Below are 15,349 nucleotides of genomic sequence, written 5' to 3'. Positions count from 1 at the left end.
TATATGTTTAAAAATTTAGGTGTTATGGTTGGTGGTTCTATTGCTTCTCAGTTACTGCTATTGCTCACGATCCCTATTATAACAAGAATGTTTGGCCAACAAGCATATGGAGAGTACGGCCAATTCATGTCGCTATTAAATATAGTCACTCCAGTAGCCGCGTTGTGTTTACCTATTGCAATTTTGATTCAAAATAATACTTTTTCGGTAGTGAAAATTATTAATGTGGCATCTTGCCTTTATTTTATCACCTCTTCTTTTTTATTATTCGCTGTATTGATTACCAATTTGCTATACCCTAGTCTTCCAGCACTTTTTTATATGTTGCCGTTTTCAGTCTTTCTGAGTGGTTTATATGAGATATCTAGACAGCAAAATATCAAAATTTCTAAGTTTGCTAAGATATCTTTAGCAGGTGTTTTAAGTTCATTTTTTGCGACAGTAATAAAAGTTTTAAGTGGTCTGTTTACACAAAACCCTTTATTTTTGATTGTTGGTAATATACTGGGGTTATTTGTAAATATTAACCAACTTGGTTTGCCAATTAAAAAGATAAATTTACCTAGTATTAAATTAATTATCCATACGATAAAAAAAAATAAAGACATTACTAAATATCGCACTATGCAAACACTTTTAAGTGCATCCGCCATCAATATTCCGATATTTATTTATTCTAGTTTTTTTTCTACAGACATTATCGGTCAATATTATATAGCTTTATCCTTAGCCGGCTTACCAATTGTGTTAATTGGTAAGTCGATTACAGATGTTTTCTACCCTAAATGGTTGGCGGCAATTGAAAACAATGAAAATCTAAGTAGCGCACTAGTAAAAAGTTGTTTTACCATTTTAAGTATTTCTATTTTTTTATATTTACCAATTTATTTTATTTCTGAATTTGCCTTTAAAATATATTTAGGGGAGGGATGGGATTTAGTTTCAGATTTTTTCAATTTTATGCTTATTTCCTCGATTGGTGTGATTGTTACTAGACCACTGGTTGCTCTTATTCCCTTACTACAAATGCAAAAACAATTTTTTATTTATGAGTTGATATCTTTTAGTGTGAAAATTTGCACATTATTCTTACTTGTCAATGTTTTTACTAGTAGCGTGCTCGTTGTTCTGGGTTATTCATTAATGTCATTTTTGTTATCTCTAGCGTTATTTTATTTTGTTTCTTTGATTTCTAGTGGGGCTAAGCCATGAAAAAAATAGCCATTGTTTTACCTGATTTGCGTGGAGGCGGAGCTGAAAGAATGCATATTAATTTAGCGTCTGAATGGATCGCTTTAGGTTATCAGGTAGACTTTATATTATTGTCCCAAACAGGAGAATTACTAAAGCTAGTTCCAGAAAAAAGTAGAATAATAAGTTTAGACTGTAAAAATATTTTTAAAGCTTGCCCTCGTTTAATTAAGGTATTTAAAGAAGAAGCTTATGACATAGTCATAGGGGTTATGTGGCCCATCTCAATTATAACTATTTTAGCTGGGAAATGTGTAGATACAAAGATTGTAGTTAGTGACCATAATACCTTGTCTAAATCTTATAAGGCACTCAATAAACTTAAATTCACGTTCCTGAGGCTTTCTGTTCGCTTTATTTATCCTCTAGCTAATTTAAGAAGAGTGGTTTCAAAAGGAATAGGAGAAGATTTAGCCAACTTGTCAGGCCTTGATAAGCAATCTTTTGAGGTGGTTTATAATCCCGCATTTAAAGACGATGGCGTTTCTACAAAAAAACTTTGTTCTAATAACTCAAAAAAATTGAAAATTATTGCGGTTGGATCTTTAAAGCACCAAAAGAACTTTGCACTCTTAATTGATGCTGTAGCAGGCTTACCAAGCAACTTCCCATATGAATTAAGTATTCTGGGTGAAGGTAGTTTAAGGAAGGAACTTGAATCTAAAATAGACGCACTAGCCTTGAATGAAAAAGTTAAGCTTTTAGGGTTTGTAAAGGATCCTAAACCTTTTTACGAACAGTCAGATTTGTTCATATTAAGTTCTGACTACGAAGGCTTTGGAAATGTAATTGTAGAAGCGATGTCCCTAGGTTGCCAGGTTATTTCAAGTGATTGTAAAAGTGGGCCTCGAGAAATCTTAAGCGATGGGGAGTATGGTCAGCTTTTTCCAGTTGGAGATAAGAAGGCTTTAACAGATCTAATTTTAAGCTATCAACAAAATGTTATCAGTATAGATAAGCTTTATCAAAGAGCTAAATGCTTTTCAGCAAAGCATATCGCAAAAGTATATATCGAAAAAATCTTAAAGGCATAATTTTGAAAAGTATATTATATGTATCTTACACAGGCTTGTGTGAGCCTCTTGGTCTGTCCCAAGTTCTAAACTATATGGAAAGATTGTCCGATAGATACGAGGTAACAATTGTGTCTTTTGAAAAAACAGAGGATATTGATGGACCAGAATTCGAATATATCAATAAGCGCTGCCAAGAATATGGTATCACTTGGTTGCCGAAGAAGTATCACAAAAGACCTAGAACATTAGCGACGTTATTAGATATTTTTACTATGTTACTAGAGATTCGTAAATTTATAGTAAAAAAAGAGAAGGTTTTAGTACATTGTCGAGGCTATGTTCCCGCTGTTGCAGGGTTGATTGCTAATAAGTTGTTTAAAGTACCTTATATTTTTGATATGCGAGCTTTATGGATTGATGAAATAATTGAAAACGGTACCTTAAATAAAAAGAGTTTGCTAGCAAAGAGTCTTTATAAGTTAGAAGGTTGGATGTTGCGCTCAGCGTCTCATATTGTAAGTCTTACAGAATCCGCTATTCCCTATTTACTCTTGAAACATAAAGGTATATCTGCTGATAAATTTGACGTTATCCCTACATGTGCTGCGGTTGAAAAGTTCTCATACAACAAAAAAGATACCAAAGCTCCTGTCATCGGAACAATGGGAACATTGATTAGTGGTCGAATTGCGACAAGTCTTATTTTTGATGTTATGAATGCTTTCAAAAATAACATTGAAAATTGTGGGTTTAAATTTATAACTCGAGATTGTCCCAAAACGATTTTAATGCAGAACACAGCTAATTTGGATGTAGATATAACCTCCGCGACCAAAGAAACGATTAATGATGAACTAGCAGATTTGTCATTAGCTTTAGTTTTCTTTACTCCTGGTGTTGGTACATTAGGAACGTCACCTACACGCCTAGGTGAAATGTTTGCTGCTGGAATTCCCGTTATTGTTAATGATGGAGTTGGAGACGTATCAAAAATTGTTGACAAATATAGGGTCGGGATTGTATTGAAAAGCGAAAAACCTGAAGCTATAAATCAAGCCGTTCAAGAAGCATTAAATCTTCTTAAGGAACCTGATATTGTCAGCCGGTGTTTATATGCCGCAAAGGACTATTACTCTTTAGATGCTGGTGTTAGCAAATTAGAGACATTGTATAATCGAGAATATCAATAACTATAATCTACAAGTATTTTTAAATAAACATAGAAGGATTTAAAACTTTGACCTTCCTATTTGTATTTTTTACGATATGGGGATTTAAAATAAGTGTCCTAGATTTATCTATATTGGTTCCGTTAATTATTTTAATTATTAAAGGGCACTATCAGATACCTCCTAAAGCTCTGTTCCTATCTATCATCGGTTTGTCTATTATTGCATATCAGATTATTATTCAGGTTGTTTATACCAATTTTGATTTTGTTGCTGTAGGTCGTTTGATCAGAGCCTTATTAAATTTAGTATTTATAGGGATGTTTCTTCACAACATGGCTAATAACAAGATGAAAGATGTATATCATTGTTTGATACTTGTCTTACTCTGTAATTCGATCCTAGTGATCGTATCGGCTTTCGTTGTTGATATTAGCTATTATTTATCTTTTCTAACTGGAAACGACCGATACAAGTTACTGCGTTCTTCAGGCTTAGCTTCTGGATTTGACTTTGCAGGCTTTGGTGCATTAGCTGGTCTTATATTAGTGTATTTTAACCCTTTTAAGTCTATTTCATTTTATAAGCAACTTGCCTTTTATCTTCTTTTTATTGTGTCGACACTTTTTATGTCTAGAGTTAGTATGGCTTTAGGTATTGCCATTGGTGGCTGGGCGATAGCAAGCCTTCCTTTTAATCGTGAAGTCCCTAAAGCATTAAAACTCATAATAATAATAACAGTTGCTCCTTTGGCGTACTTGGTTATTGATTATTTTATTTTGATAGTGAAAGTGACTTATGGCTTGGCAGAAGTGAGTAACACAATTGTTGAAAGATATGCCAGTCAAAGTAAAGGTGCGCTGGGGTGGGAATATATGTTCTTTTTACCATCAACGTTAAATGAAATTGTATGGGGCACTGGGCAAGAAACTCTCGAATCCGATGTTGGATACATTAAAGATATATTTCGGTTTGGAATTGTTGGGGTGCTCGTCGTTCTTATATTTCACATCTTACCTTTTATCGTTAGCGAACCTAATAAACCGCTTAAAAGAATATCCATTTGTATTTTAGGGTTACTTATTTTGCTGTCGTTTAAGAATAACTATTTTCTGGCAAGAACGAGCTTCCCTATTTTTATTTTTACTATAATGCTTTTTCTAAACTACAAGGTAAGAAATGAAACTACTTTGCTTAACTCGATACGAGAGTAATGGCGCAAGCAGTAGGCTACGCTTTTATCAATATCTTTCTACAAATACATTCTCAAAATATGACATAACGGTTAGTCCTTTTTCTACTAATAAATACCTCGCTAATCTTTACAGTGGTAAAAAGCTAGATAAATTAGATCTTTTGAAAAGCTATTTTCGTCGCTTTAAAATCCTATTTACTGCCCGAAGATATGATGTTATTTGGATAGAAAAAGAATTATTGCCTTTTTTCCCTCCTTTTGCTGAAAGGGCCTTAAAAAAATTAAATATAAAATTTATTGTTGATTATGATGATGCGGTTTTTCATAACTATGATATGTCGGAAAACGCTCTTGTAAAGCTACTGCTAAAGAATAAGATAGCTAGCGTTATGAAGTATGCCAGTTGCTGTGTTGTAGGAAATGATTATATATATAAAAAGGCTATAGATTCGGGGTGTGATAATGTAGTGAAAATTCCTACAGTAATTGATACCGGAGAATACCTAAAGCGAACTGATAAAGTAGAATTTGGGAGTAAACCCATTATTGGTTGGATGGGCACACCTTCAACTCAGAAATACATCGTACACATAAAAGACCAACTTAATTCTGTTTGTTCGAGTTTAGATTGTAAGTTAGTCCTAGTGGGCGCTACTAAAGAGATTATAAAGCACTTTCCAAATATAGATGTTCAAGTGGTCGCTTGGCATAAAGCAAAGGAAGTTGAAATCATTAGAGGGTTTACTGTAGGTATCATGCCGTTAGAAGATGGAATCTGGGAAAGAGGTAAGTGTGGGTACAAACTCATCCAATATCTAGGCTGTGGTATTCCTTGTGTGGCATCAGATGTTGGAGTAAATAGGGAAATTATAACGAATACTAAAGGCGGGATTGTTGTTGAAGGCGAGCGAGGTTGGGAGATTGCTTTGAAGAAATTATTACAGAACCAAGAATTGCAAAAAGAAATTAACTCAGAGTGCATTCATCTGGTTGAAAAGCACTACTCACTGAATACAACCAAGATCAAAATAGCTGAGATTATTGATGAAATCTAATAAAAGGTTGCTTATAGTGACAACCGTTCCATTAACACTAAAAAGCATCTTGGCTGGGCAGCCAAAATATCTATCAAACACTTTTAACGTTGAGTTAGCTACAAGCCCTGGACCAGAGATGGAGGATGTAGCAACTTTAGAAGGGCTACCTATTCATCAAATTAAAATGGAGCGAGGGATAAGCATAATCAAAGACATTAAATCATTGATTAAAATGATTATTCTTTTGCGTTCAATTAAACCTGATATGGTTCATTCATTTACACCCAAAGCGGGTTTGATTACTATGCTTTCTTCTTTTTTGTGTAGAATCCCTGTTCGAATTCATACTTTTACAGGGTTGATATTTCCAAGCAAAACAGGTTTTCAACATAAATTATTAGTACTTATGGATAAACTAATTTGTGCCTGTGCAACTAAGATAGTGCCAGAAGGTGAGGGAGTAAAGAAAGATTTAAGAAAGTTTGGTATTACCAAAAAAACACTGAAGGTCATAGGAAAAGGCAATATTGCTGGTGTGGATACAAATTTCTACGACCAAGGGCTTGTCACGGGTACTAAAAGGCAGGTTTTGTTAAAAAAGCAATTAAACTTACCCAGTGATGCTTTTGTTTTCGTATTTGTCGGCAGGTTTACTGAAGAGAAGGGAATAATTGAGTTGGTCAATGCTTTTGAAAAGTTACCTGAAAGGGCGCATTTGCTTCTGGTGGGTGAATTAGATAGCCGTATACCACTTCCTGAGCACATTCAAACAACAATATCTCAGCACCGGAGAATTCATGATCTGGGGTGGAAATCTGATATTCGTCATGCATTGAGCCTTAGTAACGTTTTAGTTTTACCAAGTTATCGCGAGGGGTTTCCCAATACGCCTCTGCAGGCTGGGGCAATGTCATTACCTTCCATAGTTACTGACATTAACGGTTGTAATGAAATCATTACACAAGGCGTTAATGGTTGGTTAGTTCCTAAGCAAGATACGGAACAGCTAGCTCTGATTATGCTAGAAAGTATGCATAGTAATAATTTATCTCTAATGGGGGAAGATGCTAGAAAGTATATTATTGACAACTTTGAAAGAAAAAAGCATTGGCAGAAAATGCAATTATTTTATCTTGAACAAGTATAGAATAATTGAAGTTCATCTCATTTTAGAAATATATTTTTTATGAAAAGATTTTTTGATTTTATTATTACACTTATCGCTTTAATTTTATTGAGCCCAATCATCCTCGTTACTGCGTTATTAGTAAAGCTCAAGTTAGGGAGCCCAATAATATTTCGACAAGCACGACCAGGTTTACATGGTAGAATATTTAACATGTACAAATTTAGAAGTATGCTTGATCAAGTAGATTCCAATGGAAGTATATTACCAGATGAAGAAAGGTTAACAAACTTTGGAAAAAAACTGAGATCTACTAGTTTAGATGAGTTACCTGGGCTTTGGAATGTACTAAAAGGTGATATGAGTTTGGTTGGTCCGCGACCTCTTTTAGTTGAATACTTGCCATTATACAATAAAGAGCAATCTCGTCGTCACGATCTAAAGCCAGGATTAACGGGGTGGGCACAAATTAATGGTAGAAATGCTATTTCATGGCAAGATAAATTTAAACTGGATATTTGGTATGTAGATAACCAATCTTTTCTCTTAGATTTGAAAATCCTTTGCCTGACAGTAAAAAAAGTATTTATCAAAGAAGGTATTTCTGCAAAAGGCGAAGTTACAATGAGTAAATTTACTGGTAACAAAGATTGATGAAAAACAAAGTTAAATTAGCGATTTTTGGTGCCGGGGGTCATGGAAAAATTTGCGGAGCTATTGCAGAAGAATTGGGGTATGAATTTCTATTCTTTGACGATTCCTACCCTGCTTTAAATCAATGTGGTCAATGGCCGGTTATTGGTGGTAAACAAGAATTACTTGATAGCAAAAATAGCTTTGACTTCGCTTTCTTGGCAATAGGCAACTGCAATGTTCGAGCTAAAATGCAAAAGTCATTAGAAGAAAGTGGTTTAATCTTTTGTAATTTAATAGCCAAAGGAGCCCAAGTTCACTCTTCAGTAGCATTAGGTAAAGGTATTTTGGTTGTTGGTAACGCTTGTATTAATATTGATGCAAGAATTGATGATGGTGTAATTGTTAATACGAATGCTACTGTTGATCATGACTGCATTTTAGAAGAATACAGCCATATCTGCCCAGGAGTAAATTTAGCTGGAGAAGTAATTGTAGGTGCCAGAGCTTGGGTTGGTATTGGAAGTTCCATCATTCAAAAAATCCATATAGGTGAGGCTGCAACCATAGGTGCAGGATCTGTAGTTATTCGTCACGTTCAGGAAAATACAAAGGTCGCTGGTTCTCCAGCACAAATATTGAATGGTCTGTAAGCCTACAATATAGGCTATGCTATTGGCTAACTAATCTTTAAATTGTAATAAATAAAGTTTATTACCTTTATTTTCTATTAATTGATAATCAAAAATTATGTTAAATACTAAGTTTTCCCCATGGCCTTCCTTCACTAAAGAGGAAGCCAATAAAGTAAAAGAGATTCTATTATCTAATAAAGTTAATTATTGGACAGGAGCTGAAGGTCGAAAATTTGAAAAAGAGTTCGCTAAATTTTCAGATGTTAAATATGCCATAGCCTTGGGTAATGGTACTTTGGCGCTAGATTTAGCCCTTGTCGCATTAGGTATTGGAGCTCGCAATGGTGGTAGTGAAAGCGATGAGGTTATTGTAACACCTCGTACATTTTTAGCATCAGCTTCTTCAATAGTTACAGCGGGGGCTCGGCCTGTATTTGCTGATGTAGATTTGAATTCTCAAAATATAACAGCTGACACTATTTCAGCCGTTATGACAAATAATACGCGTGGGATTATCGCTGTACACTTGGCTGGTCATCCGTGTGAGATGGACGAGATTATGGAACTCGCAGAATCTCGAGGAGTTTATGTAATAGAAGACTGTGCACAAGCCCATGGTGCAAAGTACAAAGGACGCTCGGTAGGCTCCATTGGTCACATAGGGTGTTGGTCATTTTGTCAAGATAAAATAATGACAACCGGTGGTGAAGGTGGCATGGTGACTTGTAATGACGAAATTCTTTGGCGAAAAATGTGGGCATATAAGGACCACGGGAAGTCTTATGAAGCGGTTTATGAGCGAGAACATCAACCTGGTTTTCGATGGTTACATGAGTCTTTCGGCACGAATTGGCGCTTAACCGAGATGCAATCTTCTATCGGCCGTATCCAGCTTTCAAAAATGCCAGAGTGGTTTGAAAAAAGGAAGCTACATGCTGACTTGCTAGCTCAGGAATGCCAAAGATTTAGTTGCGTAAGAGTTCCTTCAACACCAGATTACATGGAACATGCAAACTATAAATTCTATGTTTTTATTGAACCCGAAAATTTAGCTGAAGGTTTCAATCGAGATAAAATTGTTGAATTGATTAATGCATTAGGTGCTCCATGTATGCAAGGCTCGTGCTCTGAAGTATATTTAGAGAAAGCTTTTGACGGGAAAGATTTTAAACCTAAAGAACGGTTACCTATGGCAAAGGAGTTAGGAGAAACAAGTTTAATGTTCTTGGTCCACCCTAGTTTGACTGAAACCGATATGCAACATTATGTGCATGCAATAGGTAGCGTATTATCTCAAGCTCAAAAATAAATTTATAGTAGTTATAGTTAGTTAGGTGCACCTTTGGAAAGAATCTTTCAGTATAATCGATTAACAAAACGTGTTATCAGTGTCTCGATAGACTCTGCGTTTATTTTAGCATCCTTTTGGTTGGCTTTTTTTATTCGCTTAGGCGAAGAGGTTAACTTTGGGGAACCTAGGTACTGGGGCTTGGTGGCGCTTCTTTGGCCTTTAACAATCCTTGCTAATATCAAGCTAGGTTTATACAGCGCCGTTATTCGTTATTTAAACTCGACGGCATTAACAGCTATTATTTCTAGTGTTGCTATTTCAACCACAATTTTAGTTTTTTCTTCTGTTTTTTTGAGCATTAGCATCCCTCGTTCGGTCCCCATTATTTACTGTGCTTATTTATTGATGTTAGTTGGCGGTAGTCGTTTGCTATTAAGAAGCTTTGCATCTTCCATAGAGTCAAAAGGTAAAGCGAAAGTCCTTATTTATGGTGCTGGAAATTCTGGAATGCAATTGGTTAATGCGTTAAAAAATTCAGGAGAATATAAACCGGTTGCTTTTACCGATGACAATAACAAATTGCACAAACTAACCATTAATGGCTTGAGGGTATATAAGCCTCATGAGTTAGAAAAAGTTATTAGACGAGAAAATATTGAAAGAATTCTATTGGCGATACCCAGCGCCACAAGAGCACAACGTTCTGATATTATTCACCGTTTAGAGCCGTTGTCAATTGAGGTTTTAGCAGTACCAAGTTTAGCGGATATCGTTTCAGGTAAAGCGAAAATTGATGATTTAGTTGAAGTGTCGATAGAAGATTTACTGGGTCGAGATCAAGTTCCCCCGAATCCAGATTTAATGCATGCCGATATTAAAAATAAAGTGGTTATGGTTACCGGCGCAGGTGGTTCCATAGGTTCTGAGCTATGTCGCCAAATCATAAATCAATCACCTAAGTCATTGGTTTTGCTGGAGCTGTCAGAGTTTGCGCTTTACTCCATTCACAGAGAATTAGAGATATTTATTCAAGATAAGAACTTAAATATTGAGCTATATCCGATGATGGGCTCTGTAATAAAAAAAGCTCGCATGACTAAAATCATGGAAACCTTTAAAGTACAAACCGTTTATCATGCCGCTGCCTATAAACACGTACCGCTTGTTGAACATAATGTAATTGAAGGAATTAGAAACAATATTTTTGGCACCCTGCATAGTGCTCAGGCTGCAATTGCAGCTAAGGTCGAAACCTTTGTTTTGATTTCAACAGATAAAGCAGTACGCCCAACCAACGTCATGGGTACGACTAAGCGGATGGCTGAACTTTGTTTACAGGCCTTAGCTTTTGAAAATAGTCATTCTACTCGTTTTTGTATGGTACGATTTGGTAACGTACTTGGTTCAAGTGGTTCAGTAGTGCCGTTATTTAAGTCACAGATTGCTAAAGGCGGACCAATTACCTTAACTCATAAAGACATTACCCGTTATTTTATGACCATTCCAGAAGCGGCACAGCTGGTGATTCAGGCTGGTGCTATGGGAATGGGGGGCGATGTATTTGTTCTGGATATGGGCGAGCCTGTAAAAATATATGATTTGGCTTATAAAATGATTCATTTATCAGGGCTTCATTTAAAGCATGAAAGTAACCCATTGGGTGATATTGAAATCGTTGAAACTGGCTTAAGGCCGGGAGAAAAGCTGTACGAAGAGTTATTAATTGGTGATGGTGTTGAAAAGACCGGCCATGAACGTATTATGACGGCGAGTGAAGTCTTTTTAAGTTGGGATAAGCTTTCTGTTATTCTCGATGGACTTGAAAAGGGCAGTAAAAACTTTGATCAAGAAAAAATTCGAGAACTATTGTTAACCGCGCCAACCGACTTTAAACCAACGGATTCTATTTGTGATTTGTTGTATGTTAATCAGCATAAATAATATTTGATAGATAGATTTTTTGTCTTTTATAACCATAGATTAAGACTCAAATATCACTAATTATGCTTTAATTTTTTATTTATTTTAAGAATACTAAATATGAAAATTGCGATTGCCGGTACCGGCTATGTTGGCTTGTCCAACGCTATGCTACTTGCACAACATAACCATGTTGTAGCGGTAGATATTCTTCAAGAAAAAGTTGAATTACTTAACCAAGGAAAGTCGCCTATTGTCGATGCAGAAATTGAAGATTTTCTTACTAATAGAAAGTTGAGCTTCTCTGCAACTATCGATAAAAACAAAGCATATAAAGATGCTGACTTTGTGGTTATCGCAACCCCTACTGACTACGATCCTGCTACCAATTATTTTAATACTGATTCGGTTGAGGCGGTAATTAAAGATGTTATAGCTATCAACCCAAGTGCTGTGATGGTTATTAAATCGACTGTGCCGGTTGGTTACACAAAAGAAATCAAAGAAAAAATGGGCTCGGAAAACATTATTTTTTCACCTGAATTTTTGCGTGAAGGCAAAGCTCTTTATGACAACTTGTATCCATCTCGTATTATTGTTGGTGAACAGTCTGAGCGCGCTAAGACCTTTGCAAATTTATTAGTGCAAGGAGCGATGAAAGAAAACATTAATGTGCTTTTCACTAATTCGACCGAAGCGGAAGCGGTGAAACTATTTTCCAATACCTATTTGGCTCTGCGCGTGGCGTATTTTAATGAACTTGATTCTTATGCTGAAACACATGGATTAGACACCCGTCAAATAATTGAAGGTGTTGGTTTGGACCCTCGTATTGGTCATCATTATAACAATCCATCGTTTGGCTACGGGGGTTATTGCTTACCTAAAGATACCAAGCAGCTTCGTGCTAACTATCAAGATGTGCCAAACAATATTATCAGTGCTATTGTTGATGCTAATACAACTCGAAAAGACTTTATTGCAGAATCAATTTTGGCCAAAAAACCAGAGGTGGTTGGTATTTATCGCCTAATTATGAAGTCAGGCTCCGATAACTTTAGAGCATCTTCTATTCAAGGCATCATGAAGCGCATTAAAGCCAAAGGCATTAAAGTTGTGGTCTATGAGCCGGTTTTCCAAGAAGATGAATTTTTTCATTCAGAAGTGATTAAAAATATCACAGATTTTAAGAAACAAAGTGATTTAATCGTTTCTAATAGAATGACAGCTGAGTTAGAGGATGTAAGAAGCAAAGTTTACACTCGCGATTTATTTGGTTCAGATTAAGCTTGAAGTTATTTAACGAAAAATAAATTAAAAGTTATTTTTCATGCAGGGTTTTATACTTAAATAAAGGACTTCATTTAGAAGTCCTTTATATTTTATTGCAAAAGAGAAATTATGAAATATTTAGTAACCGGAGCCGCTGGCTTTATTGGGCACTTTGTTGCGATTCGACTTTGTGAAATGGGTCATCAAGTAGTCGGTATTGATAATTTAAATGACTACTATGACGTTAATCTAAAGCAGGCTCGTCTGGAACAGCTTGCTAAGTATTCTTTAGATGCTAAGAGTTCGAATGAACCAAGCTTTAAGTTTGTTTTATTAGATCTTGCTGACAGGAATGGAGTAGAAAACTTATTTTCAAAGCATAATTTTGATCGAGTTATTCATTTAGGCGCTCAAGCGGGCGTGCGTTACTCTATAGACAATCCTCACACTTATGCGGATGCAAATTTAGTCGGACACCTTAATATCTTAGAGGCTTGTCGACACCATAATATTGAGCATCTAGTTTATGCCTCATCGTCTTCTGTTTATGGTTTAAATAACAAGGTTCCTTTTGCCACATCTGATAGTGTTGATCATCCAATATCTCTTTATGCTGCAACCAAAAAGTCAAATGAATTAATGTCTCATTCATATTCACATTTATATGGACTTCCGACTACAGGCTTAAGGTTTTTTACAGTATATGGTCCATGGGGACGACCCGATATGGCTTTATTTAAATTTACCAAAAAAATATTAGCTGGTGAAGTTATCGATATCTATAACTACGGTGAAATGTGGCGAGATTTTACTTACATTGATGATATTGTTGAAGGTATCATACGTATTCAAGATGTCGTACCAAAAACAGATACTAATTGGAAGGTTGAGTCTGGAAATGCAGCCACTAGCTCTGCACCTTATAGGGTTTTTAATATTGGGCATGGTAATCCAGTCAAGTTACTGGATTTTGTTGAGTCTTTAGAAAAGTCTTTAGGGGTAAAAGCAAAGAAAAATATGTTACCTATTCAACCGGGTGATGTTTATCAAACTTATGCTGATGTTGACGATTTATTCAAGGCAGTGAGTTATAGACCTCTCATGGGAGTTTCAGAAGGAGTCGAGTTATTTGTAAAGTGGTATCGAACATTCTATAACTCTTAAAAGATAAATATGATGCTTAAAACAACTCACTTATCAGCTGGAATCATTGGTTTTATACTTGCAACAGCACCTGTTTCAGCTTTTGCCGAACCTTGGATTAATCCATCCAATGTTTTTCTTAGGGCCGATCTGCAATTACTGGCGGATAACGGTCATATTGATATCCCACTAACCACATTCCCATTAATGTGGGCGGATGTTGGCACTGCATTAAGAAAAGTTGATGAAAGTGAGCTTGATCAAGCCAGCAAAAATGCTTACTGGCACGTAAAGCAAAAATTCGACTTCTCTCGTCGTAACAGTCAAATTGTTGAGCTGAATGCTGCAAATGAGGAAAATCGATTTACCAGTTTTGGTGATGAATATCGTGACGTTGCATTTAGTCAATGGCATTTTACTTATATGGGGGATAGCTGGGCAGTTAAATTTGCTCCTAGTGTGTCAACAGATGATCGTAGAAGTAAAAATGTGCGCGTCGATGACAGTTACCTTGCAAAGTTTTGGGGTAACTGGGTGTTTGCCATCGGTTTGCAAGACCGATGGTATGGGCCGGGCTGGGATACCAATTTGGCATTAACAAATAATGCCCGACCAATGCCAACATTATCTATTACTAGAAAAACATCCCATCCGTTTAAGCTACCTTATACTGATCTGAAAATTCCTTGGAATCTGACCACCACAATGGGGCAGTTAGAAACGGATAGGCATATACCTAATGCTTTATTGTGGACGATGCGTTTTAACTTTAAGCCAACGCAAAATCTTGAGCTTGGCATTACTCGTCTTGCCCAATGGGAAGGTGAGAATCGCCCAGGTGGCTTAAGCACTTTTTGGGATGTGATGAAGGGGAATGATAATTGCGGTACAATAGATTCAAATGAAGATGAGTGTTTAGCAGGGTTAGAGCCAGGAAACCAACTCGCCGGTTATGATATTCGCTACTCTTTAAATGGATTTAATGTACCATTAACTGTGCATATGCAAATGATCGCTGAAGATAGTGATTCAAAAGGCGGTTTAAGCATTTTTGGTGAAGAGCGTTACATGTACGGCTTGGAATCTCGCCTCAATATGTTTGATACCCATTGGTTAGCTTATGTCGAATACGCAGATACATTTGCAGATTGCTCCGATGGCATCAATGTTGGAGATGGTTCAGGGGTAGGCGTTGGTGATTGTTATTACGAGCATCATATTTACAAAACCGGTATGCGCTATCGAGGTAGAGTCCTAGGTAGTGTGTATGAGAACGATACAACTTCCCTAGTGTTTGGCTTGGTCTCACAACTTAATCAGCTTGAAAGTTGGGAAATTAAAGCCAAATATTTGGATTTGAATCATGATAATTCAGATAGACATCCAACTGATCCAGATAAAGGTAATACCGTTACTAAAGTTGCGGAAGAATTGATTAGCCTGAGTGTTAAGTATCAATTTCACCAAGGAAAGTTTAAATATACCTTAGGTGGTAGTGCAAATTATTCTCGCTTTGAAAGCGATAAAAATAATAGTTTTGACCCGACGTTTTACTTTAACGTGCAATACTCGCTTTAACGCTAGCATCAAAACAGGAACAAAGGTCATCAGGATTCAGCAAATATTATTGTTGACCTTGCCTTTGTTCCTAACCTAATTTG

At 36.2% G+C, this 15,349-nt stretch carries 13 protein-coding genes; all 13 read left to right on the top strand.

Annotated elements, in window-relative coordinates; all coding sequences use genetic code 11:
* Nucleotides 1-3 precede the first annotated feature (3 nt).
* Entirely contained in the window at nucleotides 4-1,212 is a 1,209-nt protein-coding gene (locus tag ACAY00_RS14620; RefSeq protein ID WP_371375320.1) for a lipopolysaccharide biosynthesis protein, read from the top strand.
* Nucleotides 1,209-2,285, top strand: a complete 1,077-nt coding sequence (locus ACAY00_RS14615) for a glycosyltransferase (RefSeq protein ID WP_371375317.1) — start codon at nucleotides 1,209-1,211, stop codon at nucleotides 2,283-2,285. The genes ACAY00_RS14620 and ACAY00_RS14615 overlap by 4 nt, the downstream gene beginning before the upstream one ends.
* 110 nt (nucleotides 2,286-2,395) lie before the next feature.
* On the top strand, nucleotides 2,396-3,457 hold the full coding sequence (locus ACAY00_RS14610; RefSeq protein WP_371375315.1) for a glycosyltransferase: 1,062 nt from the start codon (nucleotides 2,396-2,398) through the stop codon (nucleotides 3,455-3,457).
* Nucleotides 3,458-3,504: 47 nt separating this feature from the next.
* Nucleotides 3,505-4,650 (top strand): hypothetical protein, encoded by a 1,146-nt coding sequence (locus ACAY00_RS14605; protein WP_371375312.1) that lies wholly within the window; start codon nucleotides 3,505-3,507, stop codon nucleotides 4,648-4,650.
* The gene (locus ACAY00_RS14600) at nucleotides 4,616-5,686 is read left to right on the top strand and encodes a glycosyltransferase family 4 protein (RefSeq protein WP_371375309.1); all 1,071 of its coding nucleotides are present in this window, start codon (nucleotides 4,616-4,618) and stop codon (nucleotides 5,684-5,686) included. The genes ACAY00_RS14605 and ACAY00_RS14600 overlap by 35 nt, the downstream gene beginning before the upstream one ends.
* Nucleotides 5,676-6,815 (top strand): glycosyltransferase family 4 protein, encoded by a 1,140-nt coding sequence (locus tag ACAY00_RS14595; protein WP_371375306.1) that lies wholly within the window; start codon nucleotides 5,676-5,678, stop codon nucleotides 6,813-6,815. Before ACAY00_RS14600 ends, ACAY00_RS14595 begins: the two co-directional genes overlap by 11 nt.
* A gap of 39 nt (nucleotides 6,816-6,854) precedes the next feature.
* Nucleotides 6,855-7,448, top strand: a complete 594-nt coding sequence (locus ACAY00_RS14590) for a sugar transferase (RefSeq protein ID WP_371375303.1) — start codon at nucleotides 6,855-6,857, stop codon at nucleotides 7,446-7,448.
* Complete coding sequence (locus tag ACAY00_RS14585) at nucleotides 7,448-8,080, top strand: acetyltransferase (protein ID WP_371375301.1); 633 nt, start codon at nucleotides 7,448-7,450, stop codon at nucleotides 8,078-8,080. The genes ACAY00_RS14590 and ACAY00_RS14585 overlap by 1 nt, the downstream gene beginning before the upstream one ends.
* Before the next feature lie 97 nt (nucleotides 8,081-8,177).
* The gene (locus tag ACAY00_RS14580) at nucleotides 8,178-9,371 is read left to right on the top strand and encodes a DegT/DnrJ/EryC1/StrS family aminotransferase (RefSeq protein WP_371375298.1); all 1,194 of its coding nucleotides are present in this window, start codon (nucleotides 8,178-8,180) and stop codon (nucleotides 9,369-9,371) included.
* Nucleotides 9,372-9,404: 33 nt separating this feature from the next.
* The gene (locus ACAY00_RS14575; protein WP_371375295.1) at nucleotides 9,405-11,294 is read left to right on the top strand and encodes a polysaccharide biosynthesis protein; all 1,890 of its coding nucleotides are present in this window, start codon (nucleotides 9,405-9,407) and stop codon (nucleotides 11,292-11,294) included.
* A gap of 99 nt (nucleotides 11,295-11,393) precedes the next feature.
* A complete protein-coding gene (locus ACAY00_RS14570) occupies nucleotides 11,394-12,560 on the top strand; it encodes a nucleotide sugar dehydrogenase (RefSeq protein WP_371375292.1) in 1,167 nt (388 codons plus the stop codon).
* A gap of 114 nt (nucleotides 12,561-12,674) precedes the next feature.
* Nucleotides 12,675-13,709, top strand: coding sequence for an NAD-dependent epimerase (locus ACAY00_RS14565; RefSeq protein ID WP_371375290.1), 1,035 nt, complete (start codon nucleotides 12,675-12,677; stop codon nucleotides 13,707-13,709).
* 9 nt (nucleotides 13,710-13,718) lie between these two features.
* Nucleotides 13,719-15,266 carry a capsule assembly Wzi family protein gene (locus tag ACAY00_RS14560; RefSeq protein ID WP_371375287.1) on the top strand — a complete coding sequence of 516 codons (1,548 nt, stop codon included), beginning with the start codon at nucleotides 13,719-13,721 and terminating at the stop codon, nucleotides 15,264-15,266.
* The last annotated feature ends 83 nt before the right edge of the window (nucleotides 15,267-15,349 follow it).

The sequence above is a fragment of the Thalassotalea sp. 273M-4 genome (assembly GCF_041410465.1).
In the GTDB taxonomy this organism is placed as follows: Bacteria; Pseudomonadota; Gammaproteobacteria; order Enterobacterales; family Alteromonadaceae; genus Thalassotalea_A; species Thalassotalea_A aquiviva.
The sequence above is the reverse complement of the archived record's forward strand: the minus strand, read 5'-3'. Positions and strand labels throughout refer to the sequence as shown.